This is a genomic window from Pseudomonas sp. zfem002 (assembly GCF_032621685.1).
GTDB lineage: Bacteria > Pseudomonadota > Gammaproteobacteria > Pseudomonadales > Pseudomonadaceae > Aquipseudomonas > Aquipseudomonas japonica.
This window is the reverse complement of sequence record NZ_JAVYJH010000031.1, coordinates 23529-40746: the sequence shown is the minus strand read 5'-3', so window position 1 is coordinate 40746 and position 17218 is coordinate 23529. Positions and strand designations below refer to the sequence as shown.

At 64.1% G+C, this 17218-nt stretch carries 12 protein-coding genes; 1 reads left to right on the top strand and 11 read right to left on the bottom strand.

Features of this window, described 5'->3' with window-relative positions:
• Nucleotides 1-455: 455 nt before the first annotated feature.
• A complete protein-coding gene (locus tag RTI28_RS27145) occupies nucleotides 456-806 on the top strand; it encodes a BON domain-containing protein (protein ID WP_316923362.1) in 351 nt (116 codons plus the stop codon).
• Between the two features lie 106 nt (nucleotides 807-912).
• On the opposite strand, the gene RTI28_RS27140 is transcribed toward RTI28_RS27145, so the two are convergent.
• The 11 genes from RTI28_RS27140 to RTI28_RS27090 all read right to left on the bottom strand — a co-directional run bounded on the left by RTI28_RS27140 (nucleotide 913) and on the right by RTI28_RS27090 (nucleotide 17199).
• Nucleotides 913-3828, bottom strand: coding sequence for a DUF748 domain-containing protein (locus RTI28_RS27140; RefSeq protein ID WP_316923361.1), 2916 nt, complete (start codon nucleotides 3826-3828; stop codon nucleotides 913-915).
• Nucleotides 3829-3929: 101 nt separating this feature from the next.
• Nucleotides 3930-4946, bottom strand: a complete 1017-nt coding sequence (locus RTI28_RS27135; protein WP_316923360.1) for a class I SAM-dependent rRNA methyltransferase — start codon at nucleotides 4944-4946, stop codon at nucleotides 3930-3932.
• Nucleotides 4947-5024: 78 nt separating this feature from the next.
• Nucleotides 5025-6203: an acetyl-CoA C-acetyltransferase gene (locus tag RTI28_RS27130; protein ID WP_316923359.1), complete on the bottom strand. Its 1179-nt coding sequence runs from the start codon at nucleotides 6201-6203 to the stop codon at nucleotides 5025-5027.
• Between the two features lie 170 nt (nucleotides 6204-6373).
• Nucleotides 6374-7243 carry an oxygenase MpaB family protein gene (locus RTI28_RS27125; protein WP_316923358.1) on the bottom strand — a complete coding sequence of 290 codons (870 nt, stop codon included), beginning with the start codon at nucleotides 7241-7243 and terminating at the stop codon, nucleotides 6374-6376.
• Between the two features lie 121 nt (nucleotides 7244-7364).
• Nucleotides 7365-9299 carry an acetate--CoA ligase gene (gene acs, locus RTI28_RS27120; RefSeq protein ID WP_316923357.1) on the bottom strand — a complete coding sequence of 645 codons (1935 nt, stop codon included), beginning with the start codon at nucleotides 9297-9299 and terminating at the stop codon, nucleotides 7365-7367.
• A 141-nt stretch (nucleotides 9300-9440) separates the two neighbouring features.
• Nucleotides 9441-11105, bottom strand: a complete 1665-nt coding sequence (gene pgi, locus RTI28_RS27115; protein ID WP_316923356.1) for a glucose-6-phosphate isomerase — start codon at nucleotides 11103-11105, stop codon at nucleotides 9441-9443.
• A gap of 165 nt (nucleotides 11106-11270) precedes the next feature.
• Nucleotides 11271-12128: a pantoate--beta-alanine ligase gene (gene panC, locus RTI28_RS27110; protein WP_316923355.1), complete on the bottom strand. Its 858-nt coding sequence runs from the start codon at nucleotides 12126-12128 to the stop codon at nucleotides 11271-11273.
• Nucleotides 12125-12925 carry a 3-methyl-2-oxobutanoate hydroxymethyltransferase gene (panB, locus tag RTI28_RS27105; RefSeq protein ID WP_042125762.1) on the bottom strand — a complete coding sequence of 267 codons (801 nt, stop codon included), beginning with the start codon at nucleotides 12923-12925 and terminating at the stop codon, nucleotides 12125-12127. Before panB ends, panC begins: the two co-directional genes overlap by 4 nt.
• A gap of 249 nt (nucleotides 12926-13174) precedes the next feature.
• Complete coding sequence (gene folK, locus RTI28_RS27100) at nucleotides 13175-13651, bottom strand: 2-amino-4-hydroxy-6-hydroxymethyldihydropteridine diphosphokinase (protein WP_316923354.1); 477 nt, start codon at nucleotides 13649-13651, stop codon at nucleotides 13175-13177.
• 5 nt (nucleotides 13652-13656) lie between these two features.
• A complete protein-coding gene (locus tag RTI28_RS27095) occupies nucleotides 13657-15045 on the bottom strand; it encodes a polynucleotide adenylyltransferase PcnB (protein WP_316923353.1) in 1389 nt (462 codons plus the stop codon).
• Between the two features lie 717 nt (nucleotides 15046-15762).
• The gene (locus tag RTI28_RS27090) at nucleotides 15763-17199 is read right to left on the bottom strand and encodes a sigma-54 dependent transcriptional regulator (RefSeq protein WP_316923352.1); all 1437 of its coding nucleotides are present in this window, start codon (nucleotides 17197-17199) and stop codon (nucleotides 15763-15765) included.
• Nucleotides 17200-17218 lie beyond the last annotated feature (19 nt).

Sequence of the window (17218 nt, the reverse complement as noted above, 5' to 3'; positions counted from 1 at the left end):
ATATTTGGGAACGGGCGCTTCCTGCTGCGACAACTCGAAGGGACAAGAGCTGAAATGGCTCTTGCCGTGACCGCTTACAACCTCAAGCGGGCGATCAGTGTCCTGGGTGCCAAGCAAATGATGCAACTGATGGGCTGAAGAGCCTTTTTCAGCACAAAAACAAACGCCCCGAACAAGTCGGGGCGTTTGGTATAGGGCCTGTCAGTGTGTTTTCACACAGTCTGTTCGGGATCCTTTTTTTATGCGCGCGAATTGATACGACGACTTGCATCTTGCAAGCGCAGCAAAGCGGTAACTTGCAAAATGCACGATCCGGTCACTTTTGTATTTCTTTAACTTATTGTTTTTAAAGGAATTATTTTCAGCGAAAAACTGGCACAGCGTTCGCAATAACCCTGTTACACCTGCTGCCAGGAACCTCGGCGCAGACTTTTCGAAAAACAGGAGTGTCTCGTATGAAGAAGTTCGCTATTGCTGCTGCCACCGCTACCGCGCTGACCCTGACCATGGCCAACGTAGCGCTCGCTCAACAACCCGCCCAGGCCCCACTGACCCTCGCGGCCGGTGAAATGACCAAGGCGAAGGAAGCCACTTCCGATACCTGGATCACCACCAAGGTCAAAGCTGATCTGGTTACCGAGAAAGGCATTCCTGGGACCGACATCAAGGTCGAAACCAACAAAGGTGTGGTGTCCCTGTCTTCCGACGTGGCCGTGACCGAATCGCAGAAGGACATGGCAGTGGCCATTGCCAAGAAGATCAAAGGTGTTCAGGCCGTTTCGGCTGATGGCCTGAAAACCAACTGATGGATTGTCCCGCTCGCTGATCCTGACGGTTCATGCGACAGCCCAAAAGGACTTGGGCGACCCGAGCCCCGGTCATGTGCCGGGGCTCACCTTTTTGCCGATACGGTTACTCGGCGTCCAGGTGCAAGGGGGAGATCACCCGGCCGTCGGACTCGGCCTGGCCGAGGTTGGCATCGACGAAGTACACCCGGTCATCGGCGAGCTGGCCCTTGTCCACCAGGTAGTCCTTGATGCTGCTGGCCCGCGCCTGGCCTAGCTGGCGCAGGAGCACGCTGCTTTCCGCCCAGGTCTTGAGCACCGCGTCACGCAGGTTGGTGATGCGTTGCTGGGTGTCCAGCTGTTCCCATTCCTGCGGCGGCTGCTGTTTCAGGCGGGTGCGGTAGATGCCCTCGAGCATGGCCGGCTTGTCGTCTTCCGGCACCTGCAACAGGGACGCCTGCGCCGGCACCTTGTCGCCACGGCGCTGGAGGATCTTGTAGTAGGTGCTCTGGTACTCGCGCTCCAGGCGCTGCTGGGCAATCAGCGGGCCATCGCTGCTCTGGGCGCTGGTGCCTTCGATTTCCAGACGCAGGGCCGGGCGTTCCTTCAGTGCGGCCGCGAGCTTGTCGAGGGCGCCCTGGGCGTCCGCGGTCAGGTCACTGGAGCCTGGGGCGAAGGCCACATTGCCCAGGTCTTCCGCGCCGCCGCCGGCAATCAACCCGCCGATGAACTTGAACGGGGCCTGGGCTGCGCGCAGTACCAGATTGCGCAGGGTCTGCCAGACGATCGGCATCACGCTGAACTGCGGGTTGTTGAGGTCGCCACTGACCGGCAGTTCGATGGAGATCTTGCCCTCGGTGTCCTTGAGCAGCGCCACCGCCAGGCGGATCGGCAGGTCCACGGCATCGGGGCTGTCGACTTTCTCGCCCAGTTGCAACTGTTCCACCACCACCTTGTTCTCGGCCTTGAGCTGGCCGTTGGTGATCATGTAGTGCAGGTCCAGGTTGAGGCGGCCCTTGCGGATGCGGAAACCGGCGAACTTGCCCGAGTAAGGGGTCAGGGTGGTCAGCTCGACACGACGGAAGACGGTGGCGATATCCAGGCTGGCCAGCGGGTTGAAGGGATTGAGCGCGCCCTTGATAGTCACCGGTGCATAGCGGTCGACCTTGCCCTTGATGTCCACCTTGGCCGGCTTCGATTGGCGGTTGTCGATGGTGCCAATCTGGCCGTTCAGTTGCTGGATGGCCGTGGCGAAGTTCGGGGTCAGGGTCAGGTCGGCGAAGTTGGCCGAGCCGTCGTTGATATCGATCTGGCCAATGCGGATACCCAGCGGCTTATCGTTGCCCGGCGCGGCCTTGGCGCTTTTGTCCGCGGGTTGCGGGATCAGCAGGTCGTCGATGTTGGTGGTGCGGTCTTCGTTGATCATGAAGCGCGCGTAGGGCTGTTGCAGGCTGATCCTGGCGATGCTCAGCGCATCGCCATGACGGTACTCGACGCCCTCCAGGTCGAGCTGCTGCCATTTGACGAAGTCGCGATCCTTGATGGTGTCGAGGGTGTGCAACTGGTTGACCCGGGCCTTGCCGGCGACGCTGAAGGCCAGCGGCTCGGTACTCTTCAGGTCGACATCGAGGTCGCTGCCGAGCATGCCGCTGCGCAGTTCGAGACGGATGAACGGGCTGATATAGGACTGGGCGATACGCAGGTCGATGTCCTGGGTGCTTACCTTCAGCCTGGCCGAGACCGGTGCCAGGTTGACCTCGCCCGAGGCCTGCAGCTTGCCCTGTTTACCGATGCCGCTGTCGAGCTTGAGGGTAAAGGGCGACTTGTTCAGGCTGTCGAAATTCTGCAGGTCGGCGTTCAGCGGGCCGACCTCGAGAGTGACAGGTTCCTTCTGCGTGCGATCGGCCAGGTGGACCTGGTAGTTGCGCACCTGGGTGTCTTTGAGCAGGACCTGCCAGGGTTTGTCCTCGACGGCCTGCTGTTGCTCGGTCGGCTCGGCGGTGGCCGGTTCGGCTTTTTCCTTCGCTGTGGTCTTGGGCGGCTGGCTGGCGAAAAGCTTCTGCCAGTCCAGCTGGCCGTCGGACTCCAGGGCGGCCCAGGTTTCCAGCTTTTCGCTGCGGATCTTGCCAACGCTGACCACTTGCTTGGCCAGGTCGATGGAGGTCTCGCTGACATCGAGCTTGGCCAGGCGCACCAGTGGGCGGCCATCCGGTGCCTTGATGGCGAAGGACGACACGCTCAATGCGGTGTTCTCCAGCAGCAGTTCGGTGCGTTCGCCGAGGCTGAAGTTGTAGTCGCTCTGCAGGTTGTAGGTGCCGTCCTCCAGCACCAGCGGCACTGCATCGCGGACGTAGGGCCAGAACGCCTTCAGCTTGGCGTCGCTGACCTTCAGCGAGCCTTTCGAGGCGATCGGCGACAGGCTGAAGCTGCCTTTCCAGTCGATATGCCCGCCATTGGGGCCGCTGGCGACCAGGGTCAGGTCGGTGTTGTCGTCGGGCAGGGTGCTGAGGTTCTTCAGCTCCAGGTTCATTGCGTCGTAGAGGAATTCGATCGGCTCGCTGGGACGGGCATCCTCGAAGTGCAGGTAGCCATCCTTGAGCTGGATGCTGCCGATGCGCAGCGGGAACGGCTCGCTGGCCGGTTCTTCGGGCTTGGGTTCGCTCGCTGGCAGCTTGAACAGCTGGGCCAGGTTGAAGGTCCCGTCCTTGGCGAACAGCAGCTCGGTGCGCGGTTTCACCAGTTCGACCTGCTCCAGGTGCAGGGCACCGGTCCACAGGCTGTCCAGCTGCAGGTTGGCGTAGAGCTTTTCGAAACCGATCTGCTCCTTGCCCGGTTCACCGATCTGCAGACCCCAGACGCTGAGTTCCAGGCTGAACGGGTTGAGTTCGATGCGTTGCACCTGTGCCGGGACGGTGGCGTACTGCGCCAGCTGCTGATTGGCAATTCGAAGGGCAACGCCGGGGAGGATGAAGAAGCCGAGAAGGCTGTACAGGGCCAGTGCAACCAGCAAGGCGCCTATGGCGCGAGTCAATCCTTTGGGCATGTGCGGCATCTGCGTGAAGAGAGCGGGACGCTTAGAGTATGGCACGTTACTGGAGTTCCGATGGCTGTCGGCCAGCGCCGACAACCTGCCCGGAACAGGGGCTAGAGATGTAATACCAGGGTTTTCAGCGGTGGGCGGCTGTCCTGCGAAGGGAAGTCGCTGGCGGGTGTCAGCACCTGCCATTCACGCACCGGGCTCCCGGCCTTCTCGGCGCAGCGCAGCACCTGTTCGCGCCAATCGTCCATATCCACCTTGGCCAGGTTGTTGTTGCAGATCAGCACGCCGTCTTCGGCAGTGCTCAGCAGTGCCGGCTTGAGCAGGCTCTGGTAGTCGCGCAGCAGGTCCACGGTGCCGAAGGCACTCTTGGCCCAGGCGGGCGGGTCGAGGAACACCAGGTCGAACTGACGGGCCTCCAGGCGCGGATAGGAGGGCAGTTTCTGCCCGCGCCGCTGGCTGATCGGCAGCCCGGCCAGTTGGCGGATCGCCGGGAAGTAATCGGACTGGACGAAGCTCATCGGCGCCAGTTGCGGATTGAGAGCACCGTTCTCGCGACCCACGGCCAGGTTGCCCTCGGCGAAATCCAGGTTGCACACCTCGCGCGCGCCACCGGCCGCGGCGGCGAGGCCGACGCCGCAGGTATAGGCGAACAGGTTCAGTACGCTTTTGCCGGCGCTGTGCTGCTTGACCCAGCCGCGGGCATTGCGCAGGTCGAGGAACAGCAGCGGATCCTGGCCGGCGTGGCGTCCACGGACGCGATAGTTCAGGCCCCACTCGTGGCCGACCATGTCCTCCAGTGCCGCTTCGCTGGCCTGGTACACCGCGTCATGTCGGTCGACGCGGCTGTTGCCCCGCGCCCGGTCGTTGTACACCAGCAGCAGCGGCTGGCCGAGGAACGCCTCGATGGTCGCGTGCAGGTCCAGCAGGGCGTCGCGCTCCAGCGTCTGGTGAAAACTCTGCACCAGCAACTGCGGGCCGTAGCGGTCGGCGGTCAGGCCGGGCGCGCCTTCCTGGCTGCCGTGGAACAGGCGATAGCAATCGGTGCCCTGGGCATGCAGTTCGGCGAGAAGGGATTGGCGGGAGTCGAGGGCGGCGCGCAGCGCCTGATTCAAGGAGGACATGCACGTGGCCTTGGTTGCGGGCGTGCAGTTTACCAGCTGTGTGGTGGGGAGGGGCCAGGCCGGCCCCTCCCGTGTCGATCAGCGTTCGATCGCCAGGGCCACGCCCTGACCGCCGCCGATGCACAGGGTGGCGAGGCCTTTCCTGGCATCGCGCTTGATCATTTCATGCAGCAGGGTGACCAGCACACGGCAGCCCGAGGCACCGATAGGGTGGCCGATGGCGATGGCGCCACCGTTGACGTTGACCTTCGAGGCATCCCAGCCCAGTTCCTTGCCGACCGACAGGGCCTGGGCGGCGAAGGCTTCGTTGGCTTCGATCAGGTCGAGCTGGTCGAGGCTCCAGCCGGCCTTGTCCAGGCAGCGGCGGGTGGCGCCGACCGGACCGATGCCCATGATCGCCGGGTCGACGCCGGCGTTGGCGTAGGCCTTGATCCGCGCCAGTACCGGCAGATCCAGCTCCTGAGCCTTGGCCGCGCTCATCAGCATCACCGCCGCCGCGCCGTCGTTGAGCGACGAGGCGTTGCCGGCGGTAACGGTACCGTCTTTCTTGAATGCCGGCTTGAGCTTGCCCAGGGCTTCGGCAGTGGTACCGGCCCGTGGTTGCTCGTCGGTGGCGAAGGCGATCGGGTCGCCCTTGCGCTGCGGAATCAGGATCGGGGTGATTTCATCGACGAAGCGCCCGGCCTCAATGGCGGCGGCGGCTTTCTGCTGGGAAGCGGCGGCGAAGGCGTCCTGCTCTTCGCGGCTGATGCCGTACTTCTCCACCAGGTTCTCCGCGGTAATGCCCATGTGGTAGTCGTTGAAGGCATCCCACAGGCCATCGGTGATCATGCTGTCGATCAGGCTGGCGTGGCCCATGCGCAGGCCGGTGCGGGCGCCGGGCATGACGTAGTTGGCCAGGCTCATGTTCTCCTGGCCGCCGGCGATGATGATCTCGGCGTCGCCGCAGCGAATGGCCTGGGTGGCCAGGTGCAGGGCCTTGAGTCCGGAGCCGCAGACCTTGTTCAGGGTCATGGCGGGTACCGCATGGGGCAGGCCGGCCTTGATCGCGGCCTGGCGGGCAGGGTTTTGCCCTGCGCCGGCGGTGAGTACCTGGCCGAGGATCACTTCATCGACCAGTTCGCCGTCGATGCCTGTCTGGGCCAGGAGTTGGCGGATCACCGCGGCGCCGAGATCGACGGCGGGGATATTCGCCAGGGCGCCCTGGAAACTGCCGACCGCAGTCCGGGTGGCGGCGACGATTACGACATCTTGCATGCTCGAGTCCTCTGTATTGTTCGTTTTGGCGTTGAGTCTGCGGTGGGCTCGCGCATAGTGGCACAGATGGAGGGAGGATTGGGACCGCTTCGCGATCCTTCGCAGGCAAGCCAGCTCCTACAGAGGTCCGTAGGAGCGTGGCTTGCCCGCGAAGCGGTCCCTTTAAAGTATCAGGCGATCCCCATCCGCCGTCGCGCCCGATGCGCCGAACCGTCGCGCATGGCCCAGCGCAGCACCGGGGCGACCGATTGCATGCCGAGGTCCAGCATCCGCTGCTTCATCGGACTCTGTCGCAGTCCGAGCATGTCCCCGGCCCAGTCCGGCAACAGTCCGATTCCTGCCTGCATCATCAGCTTCCCCACCGGCTGTGCCAGGCGGCTCGGTGCCGGTGCCGCCAGCAGTACCCGCACCACTTCCAGGCTGCGTTCGTCGCAGCACAGTTGCGGGCGCATGCCCCGCAGGTAGTCCGCCACTTCCTGGCGCGAGCGCGGCACATTGCGTGCACCGAGGCGTTCGGCGATCAGGGCGATCTCGTTGTAGTAGGCGTCCTGCGCGGTATCGCTGAGGTTCGGGTTGCGGTAACGCAGGTGGGCGGCGAGAAAACTGCGGACTTCGGCCACATGCACCCAGGTCAGCAAGTCCGGGTCGCTGGCGGCATAGGGCTGGCCGTCCGGGGTGGTGCCGACGACCTGGAGATGGATGGTCCTGACCCGCTCGATCAGCCAGTCGGCGTCACGAGTCGAGCCGAAGGTGGTGCCAGAGATGAACTGGCTGGTCCGGCGCAGGCGGCCGAGCATGTCCTGGCGGAAGTTCGAGTGGTCCCAGACGCCGGCCAGGGCCAGCGGATGCAGGGCTTGCAGGAGCAGGGCGCTGATCCCGCCGACCAGCATGCTGGGGAAATCGCCGTGGACCCGCCAGCTGACGCTGTGCGGGCCGAACAGGCCGGGGTCGCCCTTGGGGTTCTCCAGATCGAGCTGGCCGAGGGCCAGGCCGGTGAGGCTCATCAGCTGGGTTTCGATGCGGCGGCGTAGGACTTCCATGGATACCTTGCATGCAGTGGTCGGGGGCCGCGTTGCGGCCCTTCGCGGGCAAGCCTTGCTCCTACGGGGTTGGGCATCTTGCCTGCGAAAGGGCCGCAACGCGGCCCCGGAACCGCCATTATCAGCTATTCAGCCGCTTATCGATCAACCCCTGCACCACCCCCGGATCGGCCAGGGTCGACGTGTCCCCCAGGTTATCCAGCTCGTTGCAGGCAATCTTGCGCAGAATCCGCCGCATGATCTTGCCCGAGCGGGTCTTGGGCAGCGCCGGGGCCCACTGGATCAGCTCGGGCTTGGCGAAGCTGCCGATCTCCTTGCTGACCAGCGCCAGCAGTTCCTGGCGGAGCTGCTCGTCCGGCTCGATGCCCTTCATCGGCGTCACGAAGGCATAGATGCCCTGGCCCTTGACGTCATGGGGATAACCCACCACCGCGGCTTCGGCGATGCTGTCGTGCAGGACCAGTGCGCTCTCCACCTCGGCGGTGCCGATACGGTGCCCGGAAACGTTGATCACGTCATCGATGCGCCCGGTTATCCACAGGTCGCCCTGCTCGTCGCGACGGGCGCCATCGCCGGTGAAGTAGTAACCGGGGAACGGCTTGAAGTAGGTGTCGATCATGCGCTGATGGTCGCCGTAGACACTGCGGATCTGCGCCGGCCAGCTGGCCTTGATCACCAGCAGCCCGGCACCGGCGCCTTCGATCGGCGTGCCCTTTTCGTCCAGCAGCACCGGCTGCACGCCGAACATCGGCCGGGTCGCGCAGCCCGGCTTGATATGCCGGTTGCTGATCAGCGGGGTGAGCATGATGCCGCCGGTCTCGGTCTGCCACCAGGTATCGACGATGGGGCAACGCTGCTCGCCCACTGCGTTGAAGTACCACTCCCAGGCTTCCGGGTTGATCGGTTCGCCGACGCTGCCGAGCAGGCGCAGGCTTTGCCGCGAGGTGCTCTGCAGTGGCCCTTCGCCTTCGCGCATCAGCGCGCGCAGGGCAGTGGGCGCGGTGTAGAAGATGTTGACCTTGTGCTTGTCCACTACCTGCCAGAAGCGCGAGGCATCCGGGTAGTTCGGCACGCCTTCGAACATCAGCGTGGTGGCGCCGTTGGCCAGGGGACCGTAGACGATGTAGCTGTGACCGGTGACCCAGCCGACGTCGGCGCTGCACCAGAACACCTCGCCATCGCGGTAGTCGAACACCACCTTGAAGGTCAGGGTTGCCTGCAGCAGGTAGCCGGCGGTGGTGTGCAGCACGCCCTTGGGTTTGCCGGTGCTGCCGGAGGTGTAGAGGATGAACAGCGGGTCTTCGGCGTCCATGGGTTCGGGCGGGCAGTCGTCGCCGACGCTGGCAATGGCTTCGTGGTACCAGAGGTCACGCGACTCGTTCCACTCGACCTTGCCACCGGTACGCCGGACCACCACCACGCTGGCGACATTCGGGCAACTGGCCAGGGCCTTGTCGACATTCTGCTTGAGGGCGATGGTCTTGCCGCCGCGCACGCCTTCGTCGGCGGTGATCACGGTGCGACAGTCGGCATCGAGAATGCGGTCGCGCAGCGCGTCCGGCGAGAAACCGCCGAATACCACGGAGTGGATCGCGCCGATACGCGCGCAGGCGAGCATGGCGAAGGCGGCTTCCGGAATCATCGGCATGTAGATGCACACCCGGTCGCCTTTCTTCACCCCGCGCTGTTTGAGGACGTTGGCCAGGCGGCAGACCTGCTGGTGCACCTGGCGATAGCTGAGGCTGGCGGAGCGGGCCGGGTCGTCGCCTTCCCAGATGATCGCCGGCTGGTCGCCGCGTTGTTCCAGGTGACGGTCGAGGCAGTTGTAGCTGACGTTGAGCCTGGCGTTCTTGAACCAGATGGCCTTGCCGGTGCGAATGTCGCAATCCTGGATCGTGCTCCACGGGCTGATCCAGTCCAGGCGGCGCGCCTGCTCGCTCCAGAACTGCTCGGGTTGCTCGATGGATTGGCGATAGAGGCGATCGTAGTCGCCCTGGCTCAGTTCGGCGGCACGGCTGACGGCATCGGCTTTGGGGAATTGACTGATATCGAACATGGGCACGCAACCTGTCCTGTCATTATTGGACGGCGTGCCCTCATCGACGGCGCAGCGGTCTGCGCCGTGATGTTCGAAGGCCGCCGGGTCAGGACAGTGTAGACGCTGCCCCCGGCCATGTTCGGGGGCAGCGACCGGGGGTCAGCCGCGGTGACGGCCGCGGAAGTAGTTGATCAGACCCTGGGTCGAGGCGTCTTCGGCCGGCTCCTCGATCCCGCCGATCAGGCGTTGGTAGACGCCCTTGCCGAGCTCCTTGCCCAGCTCCACGCCCCATTGGTCGAAGGCGTTGATGCCCCAGATCACGCTCTGCACGAAGACCTTGTGCTCGTACATCGCCACCAGTGCGCCGAGGCGCCGCGGGCTGATCCGCTCGACCACCAGGGTGTTGCTCGGACGGTTGCCCGGAATCACCTTGTGCGGCGCCAGACGCTGCACGTCGGCCTCGTTCATGCCCTTGTCGCGCAGCTCGGCCTCGGCTTCGGCGCGGGTCTTGCCGAGCATCAGCGCCTGGCTCTGCGACAGGCAGTTGGCGTACAGCCACTGGTGATGGTCGGCGACCGGGTTGAAGCTCACCACCGGGACGATGAAGTCGGCCGGGATCAGCTGGGTGCCCTGGTGCAGCAACTGGTGGTAGGCATGCTGGCCGTTGCAGCCGACGCCGCCCCAGATCACCGGACCGGTGTCATGGCTGACCGGCGTGCCGTCCTGGCGCACATGCTTGCCGTTGGACTCCATGTCCAGCTGCTGCAGGTGCTTGGTGATGTTGCGCAGGTAGTGGTCGTACGGCAGGATCGCGTGGCTCTGCGCGCCCCAGAAATTGCCGTACCAGACGCCGAGCAGGGCCAGCAGCACCGGCATGTTCTGTTCGAACGAAGCGTTCTGGAAATGCTGGTCCATGGTGTAGGCACCGGACAGCAGCTCCTTGAAGTTGGCGGTGCCGATGGCCAGGGCGATCGGCAGACCGATGGCCGACCACAGCGAGTAGCGTCCACCGACCCAGTCCCACATCGGGAAGATGTTCTCTTCGCGGATACCGAACGCCACGGCCGCGGCCTTGTTGCTGGAGACGGCGATGAAGTGGCGATACAGCTCGGCTTCCGAACCGCCCTGGGCCAGGTACCAGGCGCGGGCGGCCTGGGCGTTCTTCAGGGTTTCCAGGGTGTTGAACGACTTCGACGAGACGATGAACAGGGTGGTCTCGGCGCGGATATTGGCCGACAGCTCGTGGAACTCGCTGCCGTCGATGTTCGCCAGGTAGTGGCAGCGCACGCCGCGCTGGGCATACGGCAGCAGGGCCTCGGAAACCAGTTCCGGGCCGAGGAAGGAGCCGCCGATGCCGATGTTGACCACGTCGGTGATCGGCTTCTCGCTGTAGCCGCGCCACAGGCCGTCATGGATCTTGCCGACCAGTTCGGTGACCTGGTTGAGCACCTTGTGCACTTCCGGCATCACGTTGACGCCGTTGACGCTGAGCTTGTCGCCCACGGGCCGGCGCAGTGCGGTGTGCAGTGCTGGACGGCCTTCGGAGGCGTTGACGATCTCGCCGGCGAACAGGGCCTGGATGGCGTCCTTCAGGCCCACTTCATTGGCCAGGCCAACCAGCTTGTCACGGGTCTCGCTGCTGATCAGGTTTTTCGAGTAGTCGAGGAACAGGCCGCAACTGCTCAGGGAAAACTGGTTGAAACGTTGCGGGTCGGCGTTGAACGCCTCGCGCATGCTGAAATCCTGCATGGCTTCGCGGTGTTGCTGGAGTGCCTGCCAGGCTGGCAGAGCGGTGACATCATGAGGAGTACGGTAATACGCCATCGCTGCAGGTTTCCTTGATTGCTTGAACTGCCTTGGACACGGATAACACGTAGCCGTTACCGGCCCGTCGCGGATTATTTCGCGGCGGGCCGGTAAAAGCCATTGAGTTATGTCATTTCGCTGCGGCCTGGTCCCGTGGTGAGGCCACGGGGGCGTTTTCCGAGCTTAGTTGGCGTCGAGATTCAGGTGCAGGTTGTCGATCAGGCGGGTATTGCCGAGGTAGGCCGCGACCAGGATGACCAGATCACGGTCGGCGTCCGTGGCGCTGCGCAGGTTGAGCGCCTGGCGGACTTCCAGGTAGTCGGGCCTGAGGCCCGCGGCGACCAGTGCCTGCTGGCCTTCGGCAATCAGCGCGGGGTAGTCGCGGCGACCCTGGCGGATCGCTTCGGCCAGCTGGCTCAGGGTGCGGTACACCACGGGCGCGGTGGCGCGCTGCTCGGCGTTCAGGTAACCGTTGCGCGACGACAGTGCCAGGCCGTCTTCGGCGCGCACCGTGGGCTCGCCGATGATCTGGATCGGCATGTTCAGGTCGCGGACCATGGCCCGAATCACCGCCAGTTGCTGGAAGTCCTTCTGACCGAACACGGCGAGGTCCGGCTGGACCATGTTGAACAGCTTGCTGACGACCGTCGCCACGCCTTCGAAATGCCCGGGGCGGCTGGCGCCACAGAGGCCCTCGGAGAGCTGCGGAACGCTGACCCGGGTCTGCACGCCCATGCCGTCTGGATACATCTCCTCGACACTGGGGGCGAACAGCAGGTGGCAGCCGGCTTCGAGAAGCTTTTCCTGATCGGCGACGAGGGTGCGCGGATACTTGTCCAGGTCTTCGCTGGGGCCGAACTGCAGCGGGTTGACGAAGATGCTGGCAACGACGAAGTCGGCGCGCTGCGCGGCCTTGGTCACCAGCGCGGCGTGACCGCTGTGCAGGTTGCCCATGGTCGGCACGAAGGCGATGCGCTTGCCCTCGCCACGGGCGCGGGCCACCGCGGCGCGCACCTCAAGAACGGTTTTGACGGTATTCATGCGCTGAACCCATGTTCGCTGCCGGGGAAGGTGACGTCCTTCACCTCTTTGACGTAGGCCTGGAAGGCGCTCTGGATGTCCGCCTGGCCGGCCATGAAGTTCTTCACGAACTTCGGTGCGCGACCGCTCAGGGACAGGCCGAGCATGTCGTGCATGACCAGTACCTGGCCGTCGGTGGCGCTGCCGGCACCGATGCCGATCACCGGAATGCCCACCGCCTGGGTGATCTCCGCGGCCAGTTCGCTCGGCACGCATTCGAGCAGGAGCATGGCGGCACCGGCCTGTTCCAGGGCAATGGCGTCGGCGCGCATCTGCCGCGCCTGGTTTTCCTGACGCCCCTGGACCTTGTAGCCACCGAGGATATTGACCGCCTGCGGGGTCAGGCCGAGGTGGACGCACACCGGTACGCCGCGATCGGCCAGCTGGCGCACGGTGTCGCCGAGCCAGGCGGCGCCTTCGAGCTTGACCATGTGCGCGCCGGCACGCATCAGCTCGGCGCAGTTGGCGAAGGCCTGCTCGGGGGTGGAGTAGGCCATGAAGGGCACGTCGGCGAGGATCAGCGCGCCTTCGTTGCCGCGCTTGACGCTGGCGACGTGGTAGGCCATGTCGGCATTGGTCACCGGCAGGGTGCTGTCGTGGCCTTGCAGGACCATCCCCAGGGAGTCGCCTACCAACAGGATTTCTACGCCGGCACGGGCGGCGACCTGGGCGAAGGTCGCGTCGTAGCAGGTCAGCATGGCGATTTTCTCACCCTTGGCCTTGAGGGCCTGCAGGGTGGTCAGGGTTACGTCTGGCATGAAAAGCAATCCTCGTTCAGGCGCTGTGAAAGACCACTGCGTACAACGCATGTATTCATCTTCTGGAACGGCACATCATCGAGCGTGGTGTTTGGGTGAACCCGTTCCGGTCCTGGTTACGCCTTGTTTACGGCACGGGCGTGCCACGGGACGCCTATAGTCGTGAGCGCGGGGAGGGAAGTCAATTACCGTGTTACCGCATTGTTACGTCAGCGGTGTTACGGGCGTTACCGCTGGGGGAACGCCTGGCTACAGGCGTTCCAGACCGACGAACGGGCAGTCCGCGAGCAATTGCGCGAGGGGCCGCTGGTCCGCCAGACGGAAGTCTTCGGGCACCAGTTCGGCGAGGGGATAGAGCACGAACGGGCGGGCATGCATGTGGTAGTGCGGCACTTTCAGGCGCGGCTCGTCGATGACCCGGTCGGCGTAGAGCAGCATGTCCAGGTCCAGCGTGCGCGGGCCCCAGCGTTCCTTGCGTTCGCGACCCTGGTCGGCTTCGATGCCTTGCAGGGCGTCGAGCAGGGCCAGGGGCGCGAGACGGGTATCCAGCGCCGCCACGGCATTGGTGTAGCGTGGCTGGCCAGGGGACAGCGAGTCGCTGGCATAAAAGGACGAGATGCCCGCCAGTTGCGTATCGGGCAACTGCGCCAGGGCTTCGAGGGCACTGTGCAGTTGCTCGCGCGGGTTGGCCAGGTTGCTGCCGAGGCCGATGTAGGCACGCTGCATCAGGCTCACTCGTCTGCACCGCCATCGGCGCGACGGCGTTTGCCCGGGCTGCGCTTGCGCTTGCGCGGGCCGGCACCGGTGCCTTCGTCACGACCGCCCAGCTCGCGGATCATCTCGCGGCGTTCGCTTTCGTTGCATTCCTGGTAGTCGGTCCACCACTGGCCGAGGTCGTCGGTTTCCTCGCCGGCGCTTTCGCGCAGCAGGAGGAAGTCGTAGCCGGCCCGGAAGCGCGGGTTGTCCAGCAGCAGGTCGGCACGCTTGCCGCTACGCCGTGGCAGGCGTTCCTGCATGTCCCAGATCTCGCGAATCGGCAGGGTGAAGCGCTTCGGAATGGCGATGCGCTGGCACTGCTCGAAGATCAGCTCGTGGGCAGCTTCGTTCATCGCCGGGATCGGTGGCATGCCGCGGCTCTGCAGGTACAGGGCGCGCGCCGGCAAGGCAGGCCAGAGCAGGGCGGCGAAGAGGAACGCCGGGGTCACCGGCTTGCCTTGCCTGACCCGAAGATCGGTGTTGATCAGCGCCTGGCTGATCAGGGTGTGGGTGTAGGTCGGCTGGTCTTCGAGCGCCTGGGCACTGGCCGGGAACAGTGGATCGAACAGCTGCAGGTCGACCAGCATCTCGAAGGTGTCGGCGGCATGCCCGGACAGGAACAGCTTCAGCGACTCCTCGAACATGCGCGCCGCGGGAATTTCCCGGAGCATTGGCGCCAGTTCGCGGATCGGCAGCACGGTGTGCTTCTCGATACCGAAGTTGAGCTTGGCGGCGAAACGCACCGCGCGCAGCATGCGCACCGGGTCTTCCTGGTAGCGCTGGGTCGGGTCGCCGATCAGGCGGATCAGGCGGTTGCGAATGTCGTGTACGCCGTTGGCGTAGTCGAGGATGCGCTCGCTGACCGGATCGTAGTACAGCGCGTTGATCGTGAAATCGCGGCGCTGTGCGTCGTCTTCCAGGGTGCCGTAGACGTTGTCGCGCAGGATCCGTCCGCTTTCGTTGCGGGAGGACTGGTGACTGTTTTCTTCTTCGTCGACCGGATGGTTGGCGCGGAAGGTGGCTACCTCGATGATCTCGCGGCCGAAATGCACGTGGACCAGCTTGAAGCGCCGGCCAATCACACGGGCGTTGCGGAACTCGGCGCGGATCTGTTCCGGCGTGGCGCTGGTGGCGACGTCGAAGTCCTTGGGCGTGATGCCCAGGAGCAGGTCGCGCACGCAGCCACCGACCAGATAGGCCTGGTAGCCGGCGCTCTGCAGGCGTTCGACGATATTCACCGCGTGGCGGCTGAACTGATGGCGCTGCAATGAGTGTTGCGCATGGTTGATCACCTCGGGCGTGGTGCGCCTGTGGTGCTGGACACGCGCCGGGGGACGGAAAGACTGGAACAGCTTCTTCAGCATGGGATGCACTGTTTGAAGGAATTTTCGGCCAGAAACGTAGAATGGCCGCATGATGGGCACGGATTCTAGCATTTAGTCGGAAAAGGGTGTAGGCGCCCGAGAAACGGTGCGGAAGGGATTGTCGGAAAGGCGGAAACTACAAGGGGAGCCGAAGCTCCCCAAGAAGTAGTTGCGTGCTCTTATTATTTTTTTGTCGGGCTTCTTGTTTTTGTTGAGTGCCCTGACCACCCAATGCCGTGAGGCTGGTGGACTGTCTCCCTACCCGGGAGTACAAGAGCAAACGGATTGCTTTGGTCGCCGATGTTGCGATGATCTCTCGATCCAACCAGTTCAGGCTCTGCTAGAGTGCAGTTTTTGTTGTTCTCTGCCTGGTTGTGGGGCAAGCCCCAAACACAACTCCTCTCCAAAAGAATCAGTTAGCTGCGCCTCCGCCGTCTTGTTCTTATTGTGCGTGAGCCGATTCGTCTTATTTTTATTGTGTTTTGCAGTGCTTGTTATTGTTCTTGTACCGAACATATAGCAGGTGCCGTGCCAACTTTTGCAAAGCCCAGTAAAACAAGGGGTTAGGCGAGATCGGGGGTGTTTTTCGGGCGAAAAAAAACCGGGATTTCGTTACCGTAAGCCCCGGTTTCTGTTACGACCTCATCATGAGGTAACAGTTTTTGGCCGAAACGCGGTGTTACCCGTTGGGGGTGACACCATGCCGCAGCCTGCCACTCAGCTTTCGCTGGTGGCGCCGCTCTTGCGTCGCGGAATGCCCAGGCGCTGCCGGCGTTCCCACAGGCACTTGCGGCTGACGCCGAGCTTGCGTGCCAGTTCGGTCTCGGTCATGTGGTCCTGGTGTTCGAGGACGAAGTGCTGGAAGTAGTCCTCCAGCGACAGGTCCTCGGTGGGTTCGTGGCTGGTGCTGCTGGTCGCAGTGTTGACGGCTGGCAGGCTGTCGAAGGTTTCGTCGTCCTCCAGATCGCTCAGCTCGATATCGATGCCCAGCAGGTCTGCGGAAATTTCCGGGCTCTCGCAGAGAATCACCGCACGCTCCACCGCGTTTTCCAGTTCGCGCACGTTACCCGGCCAGGAGTAGTGGCGGATTGCCTGTTCGGCGTCGTGGGCGAATTTCAGGTCGTTGCGCCCGATGCGCGCGGCCTGGCGGGCGAGGAAGGCGTTGGCGATCTCGTTGACGTCGGCGCCGCGCTCGCGCAGGGCGGGCAGCTTGAGGGCGATGACGTGCAGGCGGTAGTAGAGGTCTTCACGGAACTGACCAACCTTGGCCAGGTTCTTCAGGTCGCGGTGGGTCGCGGCGATCAGGCGGACATCGACCTTCTGCGACTGCACCGAGCCGACCCGGCGGATTTCACCTTCCTGCAGCACGCGCAACAGACGGGCCTGGGCCTCGAGTGGCAGTTCGCCGATCTCGTCGAGGAACAGGGTGCCGCCGTCCGCGGCTTCCACCAGACCGGCACGACCGGCGCTGGCACCGGTGAACGCGCCTTTCTCGTGGCCGAACAGTTCGGATTCGATCAGGGTTTCCGGAATCGCCGCGCAGTTCACCGAGATCATCGGGGCCTTGGCCCGGCGGGACAGATTGTGCAGGGCACGGGCCACCAGTTCCTTGCCGGTGCCGGACTCGCCCTGGATCAGCACGTTGGAATCGGTGGGGGCGACCTTGCGGATCTTGCTGTAGAGGTCCTGCATCGGCGGACAGGAGCCGATGATGCCGATTTCGCCGTTGGCGTTGCCGGCAGCGGCCTTGTCGGCGACCGGGGTCTTGCCGTTGGCGCGTTCGGCCGGCGCCGCGGGGGCGTTCTGCCGGTCACGCAGGATGCGCGCGACGGCCTGGAGCATTTCATCGTGGTCGAACGGCTTGGCGATGTAATCCACCGCGCCCATTTTCATCGAGTCGACCGCCGAGCGCAGGCTGGCATAGCTGGTCATGATCAGCACCGGCGTACCCTGGCCCAGCTTGATCAGCTCGGTACCGGGGGCGCCGGGCAGGCGCAGGTCGCTGACGATCAGGTCGAAGGTGGCGATGCTGAATCGCTCCTGGGCTTCCTGCACCGAGCCGGCCTCGCTGACCTGGTATTGGTTGCGCTCGAGCAGGCGGCGCAGGGCGGAGCGGATGATGGTTTCGTCTTCGACGATCAGAATATGAGGCATTGATTCAATTCTCTCGACG